Genomic DNA, 19982 nt, shown 5'->3' on the forward strand with positions numbered 1-19982 from the left:
CCACGTCAGCCGCCGACCCCGTCCGCGGCCGTGCGCAGTGCCTCCACCGCCGCCCGGATGGACGGCCTGCGGTCGGCGTCCTCCCGCCAGACCGCGTAGACGTGCCGCTTCATCGAGTGCCGCACGGGGGCGACGGCCACCCCTTCCGGCAGCGGTCCGCGGCCGAGGCGGGGCGCGACGGCGACCCCGAGCCCGGCGCCGACCAGGGCGAGTTGGGTGTGGTGCTCCCCCGCCGTGTGGCACAGCCTGGGCTCGATGCCCTGGCCGCGCAGGGTGAACAGCAGCCAGTCGTGGCAGAACTCGCCCCCGGGCCAGGAGATCCACTCGTCGTCCGCGAAGTCCGCCAGCTCCACCCACCGGGCCCCGGCGCGGGGATGGCCGGCGGGCATCGCCACATCGGCCGGGTCGTCCAGGAGCGGTTCCTTGGCCAGCCCCCCGGGCAGGGACAGCGGGCGGTTGTACCAGTCCAGGACGACCGCGAGGTCGATGTCCCCGCGCACCAGTGCCCGCACCGACTCCTCCGGCTCCATCTCCCGCATCCGGGGCCGCAGTTGGGGATGGTCGGCGCGCAGTGCGGCCAGGGCGGCGGGGAACAGCCCCCGGGCGGCGGTGGGGAAGGCGCCGAGCAGCAGTTCGCCGACGGCCCGGCCGCGGTGCGCCTCCAGTTCGGCCTCGGCGAGTTCGAGCTGGGACAGCACGCGCCGGGCGTGCTCGGCGAGCAGGCGGCCGGCGTCGGTGAGCCGGACGCCGCGGCCGTTCCTGGCGAGCAGTTGCTGACCGGTCTCGCGCTCCAGTTTGGCCATCTGCTGGGAGACGGCCGAGGTGGTGACGTGCAGCCCCTCGGCCGCGCCGCTCACCGAGCCGTGGCGGGCGACGGCGTGGAGGATACGGAGCCGGTCCAGGTTCAACATGTAAGTGATGCTAAGCGGTCCACTCCAGAACTTCTCGCTTGTTCTTAATCTTTGAAGGCGCGATCGTTGACGCATGTCCGCCTCCGCTCGCGCCGGCACCGTGCCGGTCCCCGGCTCCCCCGGCCCCACCGCTCCGGCCACCGCTCCGGCCACCGCTCCGGCTGCCCCGGCTTCCGCGTCCGCCCGCCGCCCGCCCGCGGTCGACTGGCGCGTGCGCTTCGCCGCCCTCAGCCTGATCTGGGGTTTCAGCTTCCTGCTGATCAAGATCGGCACTCACGGCTTCGCCCCGCTCCAGGTCACCCTGGGGCGCCTGGTGTTCGGCACGGCCGTCCTGGGCGCGGTACTGCTGGTGCGGCGCGAGCGGCTGCCGCGGGGCCTGCGCACCTGGGGGCATCTGGCGGTCGCGGCGTTCCTGCTGAACGCGCTGCCGTTCACCCTCTTCTCCTACGCCGAGCTGACCATCTCCTCCACCCTGGCGGGCATCTGCAACGCCACCACCCCGCTGTGGGGCATGCTGCTCTCCCTGGTCGCCCTCTCCGACGACCGGCCCACCCGGCGCCGGATGGCCGGGCTCGGCATCGGCTTCGCGGGCGTCCTGACCGTGCTCGGCGCATGGCAGGGGTTCGACGGGCAGGATCCCGCCGGCACGGCCATGGCGCTGGTCGCCGCGCTCAGCTACGCGGTCGGCTGGGTGTACGTGCGGCGCACGCTGGCGGGCGCGGAGGGTTCCAACGTGGCGATGGCCGGCTCCCAGCTTCTGCTCGGCACTCTCCAACTGGCCGTGGTCACGCCCCTGTTCACCTCCTTTCCCGCCTCCTTCCCCATCGGGCCGCTGCTGGCGGTCGCGGCGCTGGGCGCGCTGGGCACCGGGGTCGCCTTCCTGTTGCAGTACGGGCTGGTGGCGGAGGTGGGGCCGACCACGGCCACCCTGGTGACGTACTTCATCCCCGTGATCGCCACGGCGGCCGGGGTGGCGCTGCTGGGCGAGCATCTGGCCTGGAGCACGCCCGTCGGCGCGCTGGTCGTGCTCGCCGGCGCGGCCCTCACACAGAGCCGGGCACAGAGCCGGGCACAGGGTCGGAGGCGGAGCCGGGCAGGGAGCACACGGCGGTGACAGGCGGTACGGTTCAGCCGTACCGCCGCGCCTCGCCGGGCCGGATCGCCGCCGCCACCGCGTCGGCGACCGGCCCGGCCTCGTCCTCGGACAGGGCCGAGACGGTCAGCCGGATACCGGGCGGTGAGGCGATCCGGAAGCGGGCCCCGGGGGCGACGGCCCAGCCGGCCCGCAGCAGCCGGGCGACCGCGCCGGTCTCGTCGGGCACCGGCACCCACACGTTCATCCCGCTGCGTCCGTGGGCCTCGACGCCTCGCGCGGCGAGCGCGTCGAGCAGCGCGGCGCGGCGGCGGCCGTATGAGCCGGCCACCTCGGCGGGGTCGATCGCCCGGCCCTCCCACAGGGCGGTGACGGTGCGCTGGAGCAGATGGCTGACCCAGCCGGGCCCCAGCCGCTGCCGTCCGCGCACCCGGTCGACGGTGACGGCGTCACCGGTCAGCACCGCCAGCCGCAGGTCGGGGCCGTAGGCCTTGGCGGTGGAGCGCACCAGCGCCCAGTGCTCGGCCGGGCCGTCCTCGCCCGCCAGCGGGTGCAGGGGCAGGTCGACGATGCCGTGCCCGTGGTCGTCCTCGATCAGCAGTACGCGCGGGTGTGCGGCCAGGACGCGGCGCAGTTCGCGGGCGCGCGACGCGCAGACGGCGGCGCCGGTCGGGTTCTGGGCCCGGTCGGTGACGACCAGGGCCCGCGCGCCCTGCCGCAGCGCCCGTTCGACCGACTCGGGCAGCGGGCCGTCGTCGTCCAGGGCGACCGGGAGCGTCCGCAGGCCCATCGCCGGGACGAGGTCCAGCAGGCTCCCCCACCCCGGGTCCTCCACGGCGACCGCGTCGCCGGGTTTCAGATGGGCCGCCAGTACCCGTTCGATGGCGTCCAGCGATCCGGAGGCGGCGGCGACGGGGCCGGGCGGCACCGCGTCCGCGTCGAGGGCCTCGCGCGCCAGCCGGACCAGGTCGCCGGTGAGTCCGGGGGCGCCGTAGAGCGTCGGGTGCCGCTCGTGGCGCCGTGCGGCGTCGGCGAGGGCCGCGTCCAGCGAGGGCAGCAGCGCCGGGTCCGGGTTGCCCGTGGAGATGTCGCGCGCGCCCTCGGGCGCCTCGACGCCGATGGCCTCGCGTGCGGTGGTGGCCGGGCGCGGGCGCACCCGGCTGCCGCGCCGTCCGGCCGTCTCGATCACCCCGCGCTCGCGCAGGGTGCGGTAGGCGGCGGCGACCGTGTTGGGGTTCACGCCCAGTTCCGCCGCCAACTCCCGCATGGGGGGCAGCAGTCCGCCCGGCTCCAACTCCCCCGTACCGACCCCGCGTTCCACACTGGCGGCGATCTCGGCTGCGCGCCGCCCCTCGATCCGATACTCTCCTAGCACAAAACACATTATGCACTAGTGCAATATAAGGAGCAAGCGGCGGGCCGCCGCCGCGGACGAGAGGGAGTCGAACACCATGTCCACCACCACCCCTGGGCACGCGTACGCCCCGACCGAACGCACCGTCCCCACCCGCGGCCGCGAGCGCGCGGCGTACGACCGCGAACTGGTGCACGCCATCCTCGACGACGGATACCTGTGCCACCTCGGCTTCGTCCGCGACGGCGCACCGGTCGTCCTGCCGACGCTCTACGCCCGGGTCGGCGAGCGCCTGTACGTCCACGGCTCCACCGGCTCCCGGCCGCTGCGGGCGACGGGTTCCTCCGACTCGGGGCTGCCCGTCTGCCTGACGGTGACGCATCTGGACGGACTGGTGCTGGCCCGCTCCGCCTTCCACCACTCGGTCAACTACCGCTCGGTGGTGGTGCACGGCACCGCGCACCGGGTCGACGATCCCGCCGAGCGGGCCGTCGCCCTCGACGCCATCGTCGACCAGGCCGTCCCCGGGCGCTCGGCCGACTCGCGTCCGGCCGACGCACGGGAGCTGGCCGCCACCGCCGTCATCGCCCTGGATCTGGAGGAGGTCTCGGCGAAGGTCCGCACCGGCGGCCCGAACGACGAGCCGGAGGACCTCTCCCTCCCCCACTGGAGCGGCGTGGTGCCGGTACGGAGGGTCTACGGCGCCCCCGTGCCGGCCGAGGACATGGCCGCGGGCGCCGCGGTGCCCGGCTATCTCGACCCCGGAGTCCTGGCCCGGACAACGGGGAACGGGTAACCCGCCGACGTCGTCACGGTCGACGCCGTGGTCGACGCCGTGGCGGAAGTAGTGCGTCGACCCGACGATCGGGGTTCCGGTCGGCCGTCGATGCGCGGCGGCAGCCGACGAGTATCGTCGGAGACCACCCGAAGAACCGTTCCCCGACGCTGGTTCTCGACGCCAGTCGCCGGCACTACCCGTCCGCGGGTCTGTGATCACTGCGCCGAGTGCCGGAAAACGATCGTTTTCCGGCACTCGGCGCAGCCCGGTTCGGGAGGTGGCGGCGCACTTTGCTACTCGGGTCACCGGCCAGCCGGGCTGCTCTGCGATCCACTTCCCCCGGGTCCAGAACACCCAGAGTACGCCACGCCTCGGCGCGTATTCGCGCCTTGCGGTGTGTGATGAATTCCAGTACCCGCGGCACGTCGCACGCACCTCCCAGGTCGGCGAGCCCTCCCAGCGCGCCGATGATGACCGCATCCGACGGATCACCGGACATCAAGGCATCGCGATACACCTTTGGCGCGAGATCCGTGTAGCCGCGGGCGTACAGGGTGGCGCGAGCGTGGTAGCGGACTCGGGCATCACGATCGAGCATCGCGCTGCGCAGTTCCGTTTCACCGTGCTGCTGACGGGCCCGGGCACGCAGTGCCCGCAAACGTACGCGGGGACTACTGCTGTTTTCCAGGCACGGCAAGAGCGCCTTCTGTTCGGTCGGTGTCAGCCGCGACGACGTGGCCACACGGGCGGCCCACCGCCACAGAGACGGGTCCCGGGTCGCGAAAGCGGTCTCGACGGCCGCAACCGGATCAATCCGGGCGAGCCACCGCAGACAGCAGGCGCGCATCGGAGGGTCTGTCGACCGGGCGCCCTGCCACAGGGCTTCCACTCCGCCACGGTAGAGAAGGTCCTCCACCATGACCAGCAGAGGACTTGCCCTACGGCGTCTGCTCAAGCCGTCGAGAAGGGGCAGCGCCTGAACGAGGAGATCCACGTGTTCCGGGGTCAGCCGCGCGGCCAGCGCTTCCTGCGCGAGACCTCGCACTTCCCCGACCGGATCATTGAGCCGCAGCAACAGGAAGGGAACCGGGAAGGAATCCGGAGCGTCGGCAAGCTTGGCGACACCCTCTTCCCTGATATACCCGGACCGGTCGAACGACATCAAAGCGGCCGCAGCCGTGGAATACCGATCAGGCACGGCATCACTCAAGGCGCTCGGCCCGAAAGAGCTGAGACTGTAACGCCGATTGCGGTAGTCCGATTCCAGACGCATCAACTCGGACGGCGTTGCCCCTCGCAGCAAGGTGTCCAAGCGACGCGCCGCCAGGGCCGGCTCCTCGTCCCACGACAGCACGACCTGGACAACGGAACTCAAAAGCACCGATCGGATAAATCGAACCCCGGAATCGGACATCCCCCGCGCCTCGCCTCTGACTATGGCTGTTCTCGGCCTGCTCCCAGTCTTCCTTCGGGGTGCCGGATGTTCCACACGATTATGCGACGCCACGGCATGGATCTCGGGTGAGGGCGGACGGCTGTCCATGTCGGGACGGAAGGTGCCACACGGGTTGACGTTCGACCGGAACAACGCGGTCGGAGCGCCGTCCTTGCCGTGGTGCGGAACGGTGTTCGCGCTGTTCCGGTTCTCCACGGCCTGGAGTCCGCCGTGGATCCCCCGGCGCAGGCCGGGGCCGGCCAGGTGGTCGCGGGCGAAGACGGTGCGCACGGCGCGGCCCAGTTCTCCGAGGGCCCGGCAGGCGGAGTGCTCGGGGCCACCACGGGTGAAGCGCCGCAGCGCCTGCTCGGCTTCCGTGCTGCCCGGACGCAAGACGGTGGCGCAAGCGTTCCCTCCGCCCGCGCCCGCTCCGGCCCCTCACGCTCCGGCCCCTCACACTCCGGCTGTCATGCCCCGGCTCCGCCCCCGACGCCTCCGGTCCCCCCGACGCCCGCGCCCGGGGCGGCCGCGCGACGCGCCCCGGAGGCCAGGCGTGCCTCGGCGATCGCCAGCCCCGTCACGGCGGTGAGCAGCAGCGCGGTGCCCGCGACGGTCGCCGCGGTCAGCCGCTCGCCCAGCAGCACGACGGCGATCACGGCCGCGCTCACCGGCTCGATGAGCATGATCACCGAGGCGGTCGCCGACCGTACGACCGCCGCCCCCGCGAAGTACAGCGCGTACGCCAGCGCCGTCGGCACCGCGGCGGTGTACGCCAGCAGGAGCAGCACCCGCACCGGGTCCTCGGCGGTGTGCGGCAGCAGTCCCTCGGCCAGTCCCAGCGGCAGCAGGCACACCGCGCCGACACCGAACGCCCAGGTGGTGGTGGAGTACGGGTCGCCGCCCGCTCCGTTGCGGCCCATCCACCGGGTCAGCAGGGTGACGGCGGCGTAGCCGGAGGCGGACAGCAGCGCGAGACCGACGCCCAGCGGCCGCACCGTGGTCCCGTCGCCGCCCAGATACAGCACCATCAGGCCGGCCAGCGCGCCGGCCACGGCCGCCAGACCGCCGCGCCCCAGCCGCTCGCCCATCGTCAGCCGGGCGCCGAGCGCGATCAGCACGGGCCCGGAGCCGAGGGTGACGACCGTGCCGACGGCGAGCCCGGTGGCCTGGACCGCCCCGAAGTAGGCGGTCTGGAAGAGCGTCAGGCCCAGTCCGGTGGCCACGATCCGCCCCACCCGGCGGCGCCGCGGCTCGGGCGAGGCCGGGGCCGCACCGCCCGCCCGGCGGCCCCGGCCCCCCGGGCGGGCGGTGCGGCGCAGGGGGAGGAACGCCAGCAGCAGGGCGATCCCGCCGACGTAGCGCCAGAAGGACAGGGCGATCGGCCCCAGGTCGCTGGCGCGGTACAGCAGGGCGGCCGCGGCTCCGGCCGTGCCCCAGGCGATTCCGGCGACGGTCAGGTAGAGCAGCCCGCGCCCGACTGACAGCCCGCCGACCGCGGTGGAGCCGCTCGCGGAATCACTGCTTCCGCCGGTGGGCGCGGCGGTGGACAGGGCAGAAGTGGGTTTCGACACGTGTGAGTTCTCCGCGTATGTCGGGAAGCCGTTCTGTGATCCCGTACGCGGGCAGCGATGACCTGCGCGGCGGAGCCTGGCGCCCCGGCGCGGTTCTCCTCGGCAGCCCGCCCTAGGAGGCGGGCGGGGGAAGCACGGTCGAATGCATGCCCGCACCCTAAGGCGCGGGCACGTCCTGCGACAACCGCTGCTCCGCGTGCCCTTCCTCACCCATGGCCCCGCCCGCGCCGCCCTTTGCGACCACCGGCCCGGCGGACGGCGTGGGGGGACCCGCGGGGGTGGCGCGCTGCGCGATGAACGCGCCCGCCAGCACCACCGCACCGCCGAACAGTTGGACCGCCGACAACCGCTCCTCCAGCAGCACCCAGGCCAGCACGGTGGCCACCACCGCCTCCAGGCAGGCCACCACCCCCGCCACCTGCGGCGAGAGCCTGCGCACCGATATCACCCCGGTCAGATAGGCGGCAACGGTCGCCACCAGCACGATCCAGCCCAGCAGTACGGCCGCGGGCACCTGGGCGCCGGATGCCGAGAGGCCCGCCAGTTCGGCCCGGCCGCCCAGCACCGACCACTCCATCTCCCAGGGCCGAGCGACGGCGGTGAGCACCAGCGCGCCGATGAGCAGCCCGTAGGCGATGACGCCCAGCGGATCGGGAACCCCGTCCCGGCCGGGGTCCTTGCCGGGTTCGCCGGTCCCGTGGTCGGACAGGACGAAGTAGCCGACCTGGCAGCAGGCGGCGCCCAGCGCCAGCAGCAGCCCCCAGGCGTCGAAGCCGAGTCCGGCCCAGATCTCCACCACGCACGCCAGACCGCCGACCGCGAGCACCACCCCGGCCCCCGCCGCCCGGCTCACCGGGCGGCGCTGGACGAAGCGCACCCAGCCCAGCACCAGCGCGGGCGCGAGGTACTCCACCAGCAGGGCGACTCCGACCGGGATGCGGGAGATCGCCGCGAAGTAGCACGCCTGCACGCCCGCGACGGCCAGCAGCCCGAACCCGGCCAGCAGTGCCGGACGCCGCCGCAGCAGGCCGCGGTGGCGCCAGGCCAGCGGCAGCAGCACGACGGCGGCGCCCGCGACCCTGAGCCAGGTGACGTGCAGTGGGTCGAGCCCGGCGTCGATCAGCGGCTTCGCCGCCGGACCGGAGCCGCCGAAGGCGACGGCGGAGACGAGGGCGAGGGCGAGGCCGGTCCTCGCCCTCGAAGGGGCAGGCGGGGGTGTCGGGGCGTGCACCGGTCCATCATGGCAGCACCCGACAGGAGTGTCAGCGGCTGTGACCCTGACACAGTCGCTGGGGGCGGGTCCCGGCGCCCCGCGCCTCCGTTCGCGCGGCGGCGGGGACGGAGGCCGCGAGCGGTGCCTCGGCGGGGACGGCGCCCGCGCGGCGCAGCACCTCCACCGCCCGGCAGTACGGATCGGCGAGCAGGGCGTCCAGCAGATCCGTGCCCTCCACCCGCGCTCCGCCCCGCGTCCGTGCCCGCCGGAGGGCGTCCTCCAGGGCCGCCACGGCGGCGGGGGACCAGCCGAGGACTCCTGCCGGGGCAGCTGCCGGCGCCTCCTGGACCGTATCCACCGCGCCCGCCGCGCCTTCGACGGTCCGCCGCCAGCGCAACCCGTAGCCGATGCTGCGCTGCGCCAGATAGCCGAGGATCCGCGTCAGGCGTGCCGTACCGCCGAGAGCCGCGCGCACGGCCGGGTCCGACTCGACCAGGCCGTGCAGCAGATGGGCGGTGTCGGCCTGCCGGTCCCCGTCCCGCACGGCGCGGCGGCGCGCGCTCGACAGCGCCGCCGCCGGCCCCGGGCCGAGCGCGGCGCAGACCTTCGGCCTCCGCCCGGCCATGGCCGGGCGGTACGTATGACTGTGCACACTCCCCACCCCATCACCCCGCCGGCGCCGGGGCATCCGCGCCGCGGCCCATTCGCGCGTCCCCCCAGGGGTGGGGGCGGGGCCCGCCGTCTCCTTCCCCGGACGGAGGAACGGACGGCCCCGTTTCGCCCGGCCGTCTCCCGGGGACCCGTGGACAGCACAGCCGCCGACAGGTGCACTGGAAGGGAGACAGAGGCTCCATGACCGACACCGCCGCACAGACCGGGGACACCGGGCCGTCCGCCTCGGGGGGTCTGCTCCACGGCGCGCAGCCGGACGTGGCGGGCGCCGCGGGCCACCGCGACCACCCGCAGCGCGTGGGCTTCTTCACCGACACCTCGATCTGCATCGGCTGCAAGGCCTGTGAGGTGGCGTGCAAGGAGTGGAACGCCGTGCCCGAGGACGGCCTGGAGCTGACCGGGATGTCCTACGACAACTCCCAGGGGCTGAGCGCCTCCACCTGGCGGCATGTGGCCTTCATCGAACAGCGCAAACCCCTGGGGAGCCAGGAACCGGGCGTGGCGCACGGCCCCGCGACCGGCGCCGGCGGCACGGAGGGCATGGGCGACTTCGACGTCTTCGCCGCCGCCGGGCGCCTGGGCGCCACGGCCCCCGAGCCGGGCGCCCCGGACGGGGACGGGCCGGGCGCCCCCACCGGCGAGATCTCCCCGATCGCACCCGACGGACGCACCGAGCTGCGCTGGCTGATGGCCTCGGACGTGTGCAAGCACTGCACCCACGCGGCCTGCCTGGACGTGTGCCCCACGGGCTCGCTGTTCCGCACCGAGTTCGGCACCGTCGTCGTCCAGGAGGACATCTGCAACGGCTGCGGCTACTGCGTCCCGGCCTGCCCCTACGGAGTGATCGACCAGCGCAAGGGCGACGGCCGCGCCTGGAAGTGCACCCTGTGCTACGACCGGCTGGGCGCGGGGATGGAGCCGGCCTGCGCCAAGGCGTGCCCCACCGACTCCATCCAGTTCGGTCCGCTGGACGAGCTGCGGGAGCGGGCCGCGGCCCGGGTCGCGCAGCTGCACGCCGCGGGCGTGCCCGACGCCCGGCTGTACGGCGAGGACCCCGAGGACGGCGTCGGCGGTGACGGCGCGTTCTTCCTGCTGCTGGACGAACCGGAGGCCTACGGCATGCCGCCCGACCCGGTGGTGACCACCCGTGACCTGCCGTCGATGTGGCGGCACGCGGCGGTCGCGGCGGCGGCGATGGCCGCCGGGGTGGCCGCCTGCTTCGCGGGGAGGCGCCGGTGAGCACCCCCGAGCCGAACGTGCCGGGCCCGGTCACCCCCGGTGGCCCCGGCGGGGCGGAGACGGACGGCGAACACCCCGGCCGGACGGCCGCGATTGGCCAGGGCGGCGGCAGGCACCGCCGCAGGCGCCGGCGCGGGGAGCGGCCGGTCGTCCCCGAGGCCGAGTTCACCTCGTACTACGGCATGCCGATCCTCAACCGGCCCACCTGGAAGGCCCTCGACATCGCGGGCTACCTCTTCCTGGGCGGTCTGGCCGGCGGCTCCTCGCTGCTGGCCGCCGGGGCGCACGCCACCGGGCGCCGCGTCCTGGCCCAGTCTGCGAAGATCGGGGCGCTGGGGGCCATCTCCGCCTCCACGGTGGCGCTGATCCACGATCTGGGCCGTCCGGGGCGCTTCTACAACATGCTGCGGGTCGCCAAGCCCACCTCGCCCATGAGCATGGGGTCCTGGCTCCTGGCCGCCTACGGCCCGCTCGCCGGGGTGTCCGCCGTCACCGAGGCGACCGGTCTGTTCCGGCGCTCCGGCGCGGCGGCCACCGCCGGCGCGGCGGTGCTGGGCCCGGCCGTCGCCTCCTACACGGCCGTGCTGATCGCCGACACGGCCGTGCCGTCCTGGCACGAGGGCTACCGCGAACTGCCCTTCGTCTTCACCGGCTCGGGGGCGGCGGCGGCGGCCGGACTGGGCATGCTGGCCGCTCCCGTGGAGCAGGCCGGCCCGGCCCGCCGGGCCGCCGTCTTCGGGGCCGCGCTCGAACTGGGGGCCACGGCGGTGATGACCCGCCGCATGGGGCTGGCCGCCGAGCCGCTGGAGCGCGGCAGGCCCGGAGCCCTGATGCGCGCCTCGAAGGTGCTCACCGCGGCCGGCGCGGCCGCCGGGCTGCTGGCCGGACGGCGCAGCCGGACGGCCGCGGCGCTCTCGGGCGCGGCCCTGCTGGCCGGTTCGGCGGCCCTGCGGTTCGGCGTCTTCAACGCGGGCGTGGCGTCCGCGGAGGATCCGAAGTACACGGTCCTGCCCCAGCGCGAACGGCTGCGCGCCCGCGCCCGGGAACGCCGTCGCGAGCACGCCGGCGGCGGAGCGGACGGCACGGGCGGAGCGGACGGCACGGGCAGCGGGGGCGGCGCGGACGGTGAACCGGCGGCGTGAACGCCGGTTTGGCGGGCGCGGCCCCGGGTACCCCGGGAAACCGGTGACAGGGTGGCCCGTGCCGTTCCCCGCGGGGGGCGGCACGGGCGGTCGCACCGCAGACCAGTGGTACGAGTTCAGCGAGGACGGCAGTCGTGGGCATCCGAACCTGGATCAACTCCTGGCCGGTCTACCGGCAGCTCACCGGTGACGACCCGCTGGGCCGCGGTGCCGCGGCGAGCAGCGAGCACACCGCGAACCTGACACCGCGGGTGGAGACCGCCGACAGGGTGGTGAAGTCCATCTGCCCCTACTGCGCGGTCGGCTGCGGTCAGAACGTCTACGTCGAGGACGGGAAGGTCACCCAGATCGAGGGGGACCCCGACTCCCCGGTCTCGCGGGGACGCCTGTGCCCCAAGGGCGCGGCCAGCCTCCAGCTGACCACCGGCTCGGCCCGCGCCCAGCAGGTGCTCTACCGGCGGCCGCACGGCACCGAGTGGGAGCGGCTGGACCTGGACACGGCGATGGACATGATCGCCGACCGGGTGATCGAGTCGCGCCGGTCGGGCTGGGAGGAGGAGCACAACGGCAAGCGGGTGCGGCGCACCATGGGCTTCGCGAGCCTGGGCGGCGCCACGCTCGACAACGAGGAGAACTACCTGATCAAGAAGCTGTTCACGGCGCTGGGCGCCGTACAGATCGAGAATCAGGCACGTATTTGACACTCCTCCACGGTCCCCAGTCTGGGGACCTCGTTCGGCCGCGGCGGCGCGACCACCTTCCAGCAGGACCTGCAGAACTCGGACTGCATCGTCATCCAGGGCTCGAACATGGCCGAGTGCCACCCGGTCGGGTTCCAGTGGGTGATGGAGGCCAGGGCCCGGGGTGCGAAGGTGATCCACGTCGACCCGCGGTTCACCCGCACCAGCGCGCTGGCCGACGTCCACGTGCCGCTGCGCGCGGGCAGTGACATCGCGTTCCTCGGCGCGATCGTCAACCACGTCCTGAGCGAGGAGAAGTACTTCCGCGACTATCTGCTGGCCTACACCAACGCACCGGTGATCCTGCGCGAGGACTTCCGTGACACCGAGGACCTCGACGGCGTCTTCTCCGGACTGGACACGGAGCACCGCACGTACGACGCGAGCACCTGGCAGTACGAGGGGATGCGGGCGCAGGCCGCCTCTGGGCACCGGGAGCAGAACTATCCGGACACCGGCGCAAAGGACGAGGCGTCCTCCGACGAGAGCGTCGACGAGCTCTCCGAGGAGGCCCGCGGCGAGTCCCACGGCTCCGGCGGCGCCGACCTGGGCGAGGGCAAGCCCCGGCGGGACGAGACGCTCAGCGACCCGCGCTGCGTCTTCCAGGTGCTCAAGCGGCACTTCGCCCGGTACACGCCGGAGCTGGTCGAGGAGGTCTGCGGCGTACCGCGCGACACGTTCCTCCAGGTCTGCGAGCTGATCACCGAGAACTCCGGCCGGGACCGCACCACGGCGCTCGTCTACGCCGTCGGCTGGACCCAGCACACGGTCGGCGTGCAGTACATCCGGACCGCGGCGATCCTCCAGACCCTGCTGGGCAACATCGGGCGTCCGGGCGGCGGAATCCTCGCCCTGCGCGGGCACGCCTCGATCCAGGGGTCGACCGACATCCCGACGCTGTTCAACCTGCTGCCCGGCTACATCCCCATGCCGCACGCCCACACCGGCACCGACCTGGACACCTTCGTCGACGCCGAGGCGGGCAAGCGGGGCTACTGGGGCAACATGCGCGACTACCTGGTGAGCCTGCTCAAGGCGTACTGGGGGCCGGCCGCCACACAGGAGAACGACTTCTGCTTCGACTACCTGCCGCGCCTGACCGGCTCGCACGACACCTACAGCACCGTGCAAAACCAGCTGGACGGGGTCTGCAAGGGCTACTTCCTGATGGGCGAGAACCCCTCCGTCGGCTCCGCCAACGGCCGGATGCAGCGCCTGGGCATGGCGAACCTGGACTGGCTGGTGGTGCGCGACCTCTCCCTGATCGAGAGCGCCACCTGGTGGAAGGACGGCCCCGAGACCGAGTCGGGCGAGCTGCGCACCGAGGACATCCGCACCGAGGTGTTCTTCCTCCCCGCGGCCTCGCACACCGAGAAGGACGGCAGTTTCACCAACACCCAGCGCATGCTCCAGTGGCGCCACAAGGCGGTGGACCCGTCCGGGGACGCGCGCAGCGACCTGTGGTTCATGTACCACCTCGGGCGGATCATCCGGGAGAAGCTGGCCGGCTCCACCGATGACAGGGACCGTCCGGTCCTGGACCTGACCTGGGACTACCCGGTCCACGGCGACAACGCCGAGCCGGACGCCGAGGCCGTCCTCGCCGAGATCAACGGCTTCGACGCCGAGGGCGGGCCGCTGTCCTCCTACACCCAGCTCAAGGGCGACGGCTCGACGGCGTGCGGCTGCTGGATCTACTGCGGCGTCTACGCCGACGGCGTCAACCAGGCTGCGCGCCGCAAACCGGGAGAGCGGCAGAACTGGGTGGCCCCCGAGTGGGGCTGGGCCTGGCCCGCCAACCGCAGGATCCTGTACAACCGGGCGTCGGCGGATCCCGAGGGCAGGCCGTGGAGCGAGCGCAAGGCGCTGGTGTGGTGGGACGAGGCCAAGGGGCAGTGGACCGGGCACGACGTCCCGGACTTCCCGAAGAAGCGGCGCCCGGACCACGTACCGGCCGAGGACGCCGAGGGCCCCGACGCCCTGTCGGGCACCGACGCCTTCATCATGCAGGCCGACGGCAAGGCCTGGCTGTACGTGCCGACCGGCCTGCTGGACGGGCCGCTGCCGGCGCACTACGAACCGCAGGAGACGCCGTTCACCAACCCGCTCTACCGCCAGCAGCGCAACCCCGTCCGGGTGCTGGGGAAGCCGCACCCGGTCAACCGGTACCAGCCCGTCGGCGCGGAGCCGGGCTCGGAGGTGTTCCCATACGTGGCGACCACCTACCGCCTCACCGAGCACCACACCGCGGGCGGCATGTCGCGGTGGCAGCCGTACCTGTCGGAACTCCAGCCGGAGTTCTTCTGCGAGGTCTCGCCGGAACTGGCGGCCGAGCGGGGACTGGAGCACATGGGCTGGGCCACGGTGGTCAGCGCCCGCTCCGCGATCGAGGCCCGGGTGATGGTGACCGACCGGGTGTCGCCGATCACCGTGCAGGGCCGGACCCTGCATCAGGTCGGACTCCCCTACCACTGGGGCTCCAACGGCTACTCGCGCGGGGATTCGGCCAACGAACTGCTCCATGTGTCGCTGGACCCGAACGTGCACATCCAGGAGACCAAGGCGCTGGCGTGCGACATCCGGCCGGGGCGGCGGCCGCGCGGGCCGGAGCTGCTGGATCTGGTGCGCGAGTACCGGGTGCGGTCGGGGATCACCGAGGAGACGGGCCGGGACATTTGACGGCCCGCCGGGGCGACACGTGCCTTCCCGTGCCGCCCCGGCAGGACCCCGCCCGCGCCCCGGCGGCGCCCCGTCAGCGGACCACCAGCGCGTGCTCCCCGGCCGGGACCAGTTCGCCGATCACGGGAGCGCCGGGGATCTCCCCGGCCACCAGCAGGCCGCCGGAGGTCTGGGCGTCGGCCAGCAGCAGCCGGGTGTGCTCGTCCGCGGAGCCGAAGTCGGTGTGCGGGGCGACCCAGTCGAGGTTGCGGCGGGTGCCGCCGCTGACGTAGCCGTCGCGGACCGCCTCCCGCGCGCCGTCCAGGTAGGGGACGGCCGATGAGTCCACCACGGCGCTCACCCTCGAGGCGCGGGCCATCTTGTACAGGTGGCCCAGCAGCCCGAAGCCGGTGACGTCCGTGGCGCACCGCGCGCCCGCCGCCAGGGCCGCCTGCGCCGCCTCCCGGTTGAGGGCCGCCATGGTCTCCACCGCGTGCCCGAAGAACTCGCCGGTGGCCTTGTGCCGGTTGTTGAGCACGCCCAGGCCCAGCGGCTTGGTCAGCGACAGCGGCACTCCCGGCCGCCCGGCGTCGTTGCGCAGCAGTGCGTCCGGGTCGGCGATCCCGGTGACGGCCATGCCGTACTTGGGTTCGACGTCGTCGACGCTGTGGCCGCCGCCGACGTGGCAGCCCGCCTGCGCGGCGACCTCCAGTCCGCCGCGCAGCACCTCCCGCGCCAGTTCGAACGGCAGCTTCCCGCGCGGCCAGCCCAGCAGGTTCACCGCCACCAGGGGGCGGCCGCCCATGGCGTACACGTCCGACAGCGCGTTGGCGGCGGCGATGCGCCCCCAGTGGTAGGGGTCGTCCACCACGGGGGTGAAGAAGTCGGCGGTGGCGACGACGGCGGGGCCGCCCTCCGGCCCGGGCAGGCGCACGGCGGCCGCGTCGTCGCCGGTGTCCAGTCCGACCAGCAACTCGCCGGCGGGCTCGGTGGTGGGCTGGATCCCTGTCAGCCCGGCCACGGCCTCCTCCAGTTCGCCGGGCGGGATCTTGCAGGCGCAGCCGCCGCCGTGGGCGTACCGGGTCAGCCGTACGGGTGTCTCCACCGCACCGCCGTCCTGGTGGCCGTCCGTCTCGTTCCGGGTGTACATCGCGATCCCCTCTCACCGCCCCCGTGCCGGATGTCGGGGCACTGACTGCCCCGCGGTCACCGGCCGAAACGCCGCGGGAGGAGATTGACTCCCCCCGAGCGGCGGCGTTTGGATGATCCACGTCCGGGCACGAGTGCCCCGGCGGCATGGAGGCGTAAGGGTGCCTGGTGGCCCTCCCGGTCTTCAAAACCGAGGTGTCCGAGGATCTCGGGCAGGTGGGTTCGATTCCCATCCGCCTCCGCCGGCCGCCCACCGGACCGGCGGCCCGCTGCCGTTCCGCCGCCGCTCACCGCGTCCGTACGCCCTCTCCCGGCTCCGGTCCGGCGGCCGGACCCGGCGCCTGGCTCGGTGGTTCCTCCTCGCTCGGCCAGCGGCCCTCGATCCAGGAGCGCAGGAGTGCCGCGTGGGAGAGCGGGGTCGCCAAATCGGCGACATCGCCGTTGGTGGTGTAGTCGAGCAGCACCACGTCCGCCTCCGCGGCCGTCTCCCGGAGCCGCTCGACCAGCTCCGCGGCGCGGTTCTCCAGAACCCACCGGTAGGACGGCAGATAGATGAGGCGGCGGGCCGCCTCGTACCCCAGCAGCCGCTCCCCCGACGGACCTGCGCGGTGCCCGAGCACCGGCCCGTACCGCCGCACCGTCCGCTTCAGCCCGCGCATCGTCGTGACGTCGAGCTTCGACAGGTCGACGCCGGTGTCGCGGAAGACCTTGAGCGCCTGCCAGACGCCCTCCACCGACCGGCCCGTCAGACCGCCGAAGAAGGGCACCGGTATGCCGCCGTGCGGGAAGAAGGGGCTCAGCCGCACCCATGGCTCCATCGCCCGGGAGGTCACGTCGACGATCTCCGCTTTGGGGAACGCCCTGCCCAGCGAGGCGGGCGTACGGCGGCGGCCGGCCACATGGATCGTCATCGAAAAGGACTCCCCCCCTTTGGTGATACGGACCACCGAGCATGCCCCACGCCACTGACAACGGCCCTTTGCGCCCGGTGCCGGAACCCGCCCGGGAGCGGCCGCGGCGCCGTCAGTCCGGGACGGGGCCCGCGCCGGGAGGCGTCGCCTGCTCCGGTCCGCTGCCGAGTGCGCCCGCCCGGCGGCGCAGGACGACGGCGGCGGCCGCGGTGCTCGCCGCGAAGGCGGCCGCCATCACCCAGGGGCGGTTGAGGCGGTGGCCCAGCGCATGGTCCAGGGAGTGGCGCCCGGGGCCGGTGACGCTCAGACAGGTGGCGACGAATCCCAGGAAGGCCGGGTACTCGTAGCCGCCCTCGGTGACGAAGAAGCCCGCCGGGGCGTGGACCGACACCGCCCCCGTCATGGTCCCCGCGACCGCCGCCCCCGCGGCCGGCGTGGCCAGGCCGAGTGCCAGCAGCACACCGCCGCCGGCCTCGGCCAGCCCGGCGGCCAGCGCGCTCGTTCTGCCGGGCGTGAAACCCATGTACTCCATGGCCTCCCGGGTGCCCTCCGGACCGTGTCCGCCGAACCAGCCGAAGAGCTTCTGGGCGCCGTGCGCGAACAGGACGCCGCCCGTGCCCGCTCTGAGGACGAGCAGTCCCAGGTCGCCGCGGTCGATCGGGGGCATGGGCATGAGGATCACCTCTCTGAGGGTCGGTCGCCCTCCCCAGCCTCACCGCTCCCCCGCGCTCCCACCACTTCCCGGGCCCGTTCGGGGCAGCCGCGGCCCGGTGTCAGAGCACGGCGCGCCACAGGGCGATGACGGCGGCGGCCACCGCCGCGACCACCGAGGCGGCCAGGACCAGCAGCAGGAGCAGGAACACCCCCGCCAGGACGCCCGCGAGCGCACGGGTGGCGCGGCTGCGCTCCGCATGGGCCGACCGGGCGCGTTCCACGCGCCCGCCGCGCCCCTCACGCGGTGCGGGCCGACCGCGGTCGGCGTGCTCGGCGTGGTCGGCGTGCTCGTCGCACACGGCGACGGCCAGAGCCGCGAGGTAGCGCAGCCGCTCCGGGGGAAGCGGCTCGACCAGTTCCGGGCCCAGTTGCCGTTCGACGGCCGCCACGCGCGGGTCCCCGTCGTTGATGAGCCCGCGCGCCCGCGTACCGGTCCTCGCGGTCCTCGCGCCGGCCGCGTCGCCGGACCGGTCGCCGGACCGGTCGCCGGAGTGGTGGTCGGACATCGGCAAGCCCCCTTCTCGCACTGATGCTTCGCGCAGGGAGCGTAGTGGGCCGGTGCGGCCGGCGGGACGGCGCGTCAGCCCTCCGGTGCGTCGGCCGCCCGCCCGGACGACCGTTCGCAGCGCCGCCGGGTGTTGTCCAGGCGGACCGTCAGACCGCGTGCGTCCAGGTGTTCCAGCAGGGGGATCACGACCCGGCGCGTGGTGTCCAGGGCGCGGCGCGCCTCGCTGGTGGTGAAGGGCTGCTCCAGCCGGGCCAGCAGTGAGGCGGCCCGGTCGTCGGCGCCGGGCAGCAGCACGACCCCGTCGCCGACCCGGAGCAGTTCGCCCGCGGCCGCGGCCGCGGCGACCGTGTTCGGGTCGAGGCCGAGTTCCGCCAGCCGGTGTGCCTCCGGGGCTCGGAAGGGTGCGGTGCGCAGCTCCGCGCGTACGGTGTCCACCGCTTTGCGCACCCGCGGCGGCAGTTGGGGTCGTGCGGTGCTGCCGTAGACCCGGCCGTCGCGGTGTTCCAGGGGCGGCCGGGGCGCGGCGTCCACCAGAGCCCGGACGAGGGCGCGTTCGGGCAGGCCGAGGGCGCGGCGGGCGGCCTCGGCCGGCAGCCCCGGGTCCATCGGGTGCCGGGCGGCGTGCTCCTCCACGGCCCGCGCCAGTGCGCGCCGCAGCCCGGCCCAGTGGCCGGGGTCGGCGAGCCAGTCCCCGGCGACGGGCTCGTACGGGGGCCGCACCCCCATCGCCAGCAGTTCGGAGCCCCGCACCAGCCCCCGGCGCCGCACCTGGGCCCTGCCGTCCGAGGTGCCGTCGGGGATGCCGGCCGACGTCTCCAGCTCGCGGGCCCTGGCCCGTCCCGCGCCGCGCCGCTCCAGCCGGGGCGGACGGACGTCGAGCACGGTGATCCCGGCGGGGATCCGGTGCCGCCCGGGGTCCCGCAGCAGCGCCACGTCGCCCACCCGCAGCGGCAGCGGGCGCCCGAGGGTCAGACGGGCGGTGTCCGTCCCCAGCGGCCGTACGGTGGCGGGGACGGCGGCGGAGCCGGCGTGCAGCACCAGGTGCCGGGGCAGGTCGGCCGCCGGGTCGCCGTGCAGCCGTACGTCCAGCAGGCCGGTGACGAGCCAGCGGCCGGGGGTGAGCAGGGCGTCGCCGCGCCGCAGCGCCTCGGCTCCGGCACCGTGCACGTTGACCGCGACGCGGGCGACCGCGCCCACCTCCCCGCGGTCCTCCTTGAGGGACTGCACTCCGCGTACGCGGACCACCGGCCGGTCGCCGGAGGCGAGGGCGAGGCGGTCGCCGGTGCGGATCGTGCCCGCGGCGAGGGTGCCGGTCACCACGGTGCCGCGGCCTCGCACGGTGAAGGAGCGGTCCGCCCACAGCCGTACGTCGGCGGCCCGGTCGGGTTCGGGCAGCTCGGCGGTCAGCCGGACCAGGGCGGCGCGCAGTTCCTCCAGTCCCTCGCCGGTGACGGCGCTGACGGGCACGGCCTCGACCTTCCCCAGCGAGGTCTCGGCGATCCTGGCGAGAGCGTCGTCGCGGGCCGGGCCGGGGTCGGCGAGATCGGCGCGGGTGACGGCGAGTACGCCGTGCCGCACCCGCAGCGCGTCCAGGACGGCCAGGTGCTCCTCGGACTGCGGCTGCCAGCCCTGGTCGGCTGCGACGGCGATCAGGACGGCCGGCACGGGTCCGACTCCGGCCAGCATGTTGCCGACCAGCCTCTCGTGGCCGGGCACGTCGACGAAGGCGATCCGTCCGGCGCCGGGCAGGGACGTCCACACGAAGCCCAGGTCGAGGGTGAGGCCGCGGCGGCGCTCCTCCTCCCAGCGGTCGGGTTCCATGCCGGTCAGCGCGCGGACGAGGGTCGACTTGCCGTGGTCGACGTGGCCGGCGGTGGCGATGACGTGCACGTCC

Annotated in this window: 16 protein-coding genes and 1 tRNA gene; 6 read left to right on the top strand and 11 right to left on the bottom strand. The window is 74.4% G+C overall.

Features of this window, described 5'->3' with window-relative positions; all coding sequences use genetic code 11:
* Positions 1-5: 5 nt before the first annotated feature.
* Positions 6-911 carry a LysR family transcriptional regulator gene (locus CUT83_RS16255; protein ID WP_101256552.1) on the bottom strand — a complete coding sequence of 302 codons (906 nt, stop codon included), beginning with the start codon at positions 909-911 and terminating at the stop codon, positions 6-8.
* A gap of 73 nt (positions 912-984) precedes the next feature.
* Here CUT83_RS16255 and CUT83_RS16260 point away from each other — a divergent pair, with 73 nt between their 5' ends.
* On the top strand, positions 985-2025 hold the full coding sequence (locus tag CUT83_RS16260) for a DMT family transporter (protein WP_101256553.1): 1041 nt from the start codon (positions 985-987) through the stop codon (positions 2023-2025).
* Positions 2026-2038: 13 nt separating this feature from the next.
* On the opposite strand, the gene CUT83_RS16265 is transcribed toward CUT83_RS16260, so the two are convergent.
* Positions 2039-3379: an aminotransferase class I/II-fold pyridoxal phosphate-dependent enzyme gene (locus CUT83_RS16265; protein WP_101256554.1), complete on the bottom strand. Its 1341-nt coding sequence runs from the start codon at positions 3377-3379 to the stop codon at positions 2039-2041.
* Positions 3380-3455: 76 nt separating this feature from the next.
* On the opposite strand from CUT83_RS16265, the gene CUT83_RS16270 reads away from it, so the two are divergent.
* Positions 3456-4154, top strand: coding sequence for a pyridoxamine 5'-phosphate oxidase family protein (locus CUT83_RS16270; RefSeq protein WP_101256555.1), 699 nt, complete (start codon positions 3456-3458; stop codon positions 4152-4154).
* A 175-nt stretch (positions 4155-4329) separates the two neighbouring features.
* On the opposite strand, the gene CUT83_RS31005 is transcribed toward CUT83_RS16270, so the two are convergent.
* The 4 genes from CUT83_RS31005 to CUT83_RS16290 form a co-directional block, all read right to left on the bottom strand.
* Positions 4330-5964, bottom strand: a complete 1635-nt coding sequence (locus tag CUT83_RS31005; protein ID WP_240958432.1) for a Tn3 family transposase — start codon at positions 5962-5964, stop codon at positions 4330-4332.
* Between the two features lie 74 nt (positions 5965-6038).
* Complete coding sequence (locus CUT83_RS16280; protein ID WP_101256601.1) at positions 6039-7055, bottom strand: DMT family transporter; 1017 nt, start codon at positions 7053-7055, stop codon at positions 6039-6041.
* Positions 7056-7299: 244 nt separating this feature from the next.
* A complete protein-coding gene (locus tag CUT83_RS16285) occupies positions 7300-8373 on the bottom strand; it encodes an EamA family transporter (RefSeq protein WP_101256556.1) in 1074 nt (357 codons plus the stop codon).
* Positions 8374-8404: 31 nt separating this feature from the next.
* Positions 8405-8980 carry a peptidase gene (locus tag CUT83_RS16290; protein WP_194074713.1) on the bottom strand — a complete coding sequence of 192 codons (576 nt, stop codon included), beginning with the start codon at positions 8978-8980 and terminating at the stop codon, positions 8405-8407.
* Between the two features lie 227 nt (positions 8981-9207).
* Here CUT83_RS16290 and CUT83_RS16295 point away from each other — a divergent pair, with 227 nt between their 5' ends.
* From CUT83_RS16295 to fdh, 3 genes are all read left to right on the top strand, one after another.
* Positions 9208-10266 carry a 4Fe-4S dicluster domain-containing protein gene (locus CUT83_RS16295; RefSeq protein WP_101256557.1) on the top strand — a complete coding sequence of 353 codons (1059 nt, stop codon included), beginning with the start codon at positions 9208-9210 and terminating at the stop codon, positions 10264-10266.
* Complete coding sequence (gene nrfD, locus CUT83_RS16300; RefSeq protein ID WP_420882495.1) at positions 10263-11408, top strand: NrfD/PsrC family molybdoenzyme membrane anchor subunit; 1146 nt, start codon at positions 10263-10265, stop codon at positions 11406-11408. The genes CUT83_RS16295 and nrfD overlap by 4 nt, the downstream gene beginning before the upstream one ends.
* Before the next feature lie 134 nt (positions 11409-11542).
* Positions 11543-14827 carry a formate dehydrogenase gene (gene fdh / locus CUT83_RS16310; protein WP_240958433.1) on the top strand — a complete coding sequence of 1095 codons (3285 nt, stop codon included), beginning with the start codon at positions 11543-11545 and terminating at the stop codon, positions 14825-14827.
* 73 nt (positions 14828-14900) lie between these two features.
* Here the strand turns inward: fdh and selD are convergent, their stop codons facing one another.
* Complete coding sequence (selD, locus tag CUT83_RS16315) at positions 14901-15956, bottom strand: selenide, water dikinase SelD (protein ID WP_101256560.1); 1056 nt, start codon at positions 15954-15956, stop codon at positions 14901-14903.
* Positions 15957-16104: 148 nt separating this feature from the next.
* Here selD and CUT83_RS30135 point away from each other — a divergent pair.
* Positions 16105-16197 (top strand) — tRNA-Sec (locus CUT83_RS30135).
* Between the two features lie 45 nt (positions 16198-16242).
* On the opposite strand, the gene CUT83_RS16320 is transcribed toward CUT83_RS30135, so the two are convergent.
* The 4 genes from CUT83_RS16320 to selB form a co-directional block, all read right to left on the bottom strand.
* Positions 16243-16866 (bottom strand): DUF6939 family protein, encoded by a 624-nt coding sequence (locus CUT83_RS16320; protein ID WP_101256561.1) that lies wholly within the window; start codon positions 16864-16866, stop codon positions 16243-16245.
* Positions 16867-16978: 112 nt separating this feature from the next.
* The gene (locus CUT83_RS16325; RefSeq protein WP_101256603.1) at positions 16979-17533 is read right to left on the bottom strand and encodes a DoxX family protein; all 555 of its coding nucleotides are present in this window, start codon (positions 17531-17533) and stop codon (positions 16979-16981) included.
* A gap of 106 nt (positions 17534-17639) precedes the next feature.
* On the bottom strand, positions 17640-18086 hold the full coding sequence (locus CUT83_RS16330; RefSeq protein ID WP_101256562.1) for a hypothetical protein: 447 nt from the start codon (positions 18084-18086) through the stop codon (positions 17640-17642).
* 74 nt (positions 18087-18160) lie between these two features.
* The gene (gene selB, locus CUT83_RS16335; RefSeq protein ID WP_101256604.1) at positions 18161-19978 is read right to left on the bottom strand and encodes a selenocysteine-specific translation elongation factor; all 1818 of its coding nucleotides are present in this window, start codon (positions 19976-19978) and stop codon (positions 18161-18163) included.
* Positions 19979-19982: the final 4 nt, after the last annotated feature.

Origin of the sequence: Streptomyces barkulensis, from assembly GCF_002843305.1 — a bacterium.
In the GTDB taxonomy this organism is placed as follows: Bacteria; Actinomycetota; Actinomycetes; order Streptomycetales; family Streptomycetaceae; genus Streptomyces; species Streptomyces barkulensis.

What these genes read in the sequence shown, in the direction of transcription:
- CUT83_RS16320 (WP_101256561.1), bottom strand. Translation starts at nt 16,866, where the DNA reads ATGACGATCCATGTGGCCGGCCGCCGCCGTACGCCCGCCTCGCTGGGC.
- CUT83_RS16260 (WP_101256553.1), top strand. Translation starts at nt 985, where the DNA reads ATGTCCGCCTCCGCTCGCGCCGGCACCGTGCCGGTCCCCGGCTCCCCC.
- CUT83_RS16295 (WP_101256557.1), top strand. Translation starts at nt 9,208, where the DNA reads ATGACCGACACCGCCGCACAGACCGGGGACACCGGGCCGTCCGCCTCG.
- CUT83_RS16255 (WP_101256552.1), bottom strand. Translation starts at nt 911, where the DNA reads ATGTTGAACCTGGACCGGCTCCGTATCCTCCACGCCGTCGCCCGCCAC.
- selD (WP_101256560.1), bottom strand. Translation starts at nt 15,956, where the DNA reads ATGTACACCCGGAACGAGACGGACGGCCACCAGGACGGCGGTGCGGTG.
- CUT83_RS16330 (WP_101256562.1), bottom strand. Translation starts at nt 18,086, where the DNA reads ATGTCCGACCACCACTCCGGCGACCGGTCCGGCGACCGGTCCGGCGAC.
- CUT83_RS16325 (WP_101256603.1), bottom strand. Translation starts at nt 17,533, where the DNA reads ATGCCCCCGATCGACCGCGGCGACCTGGGACTGCTCGTCCTCAGAGCG.
- CUT83_RS16270 (WP_101256555.1), top strand. Translation starts at nt 3,456, where the DNA reads ATGTCCACCACCACCCCTGGGCACGCGTACGCCCCGACCGAACGCACC.
- CUT83_RS16290 (WP_194074713.1), bottom strand. Translation starts at nt 8,980, where the DNA reads ATGGCCGGGCGGAGGCCGAAGGTCTGCGCCGCGCTCGGCCCGGGGCCG.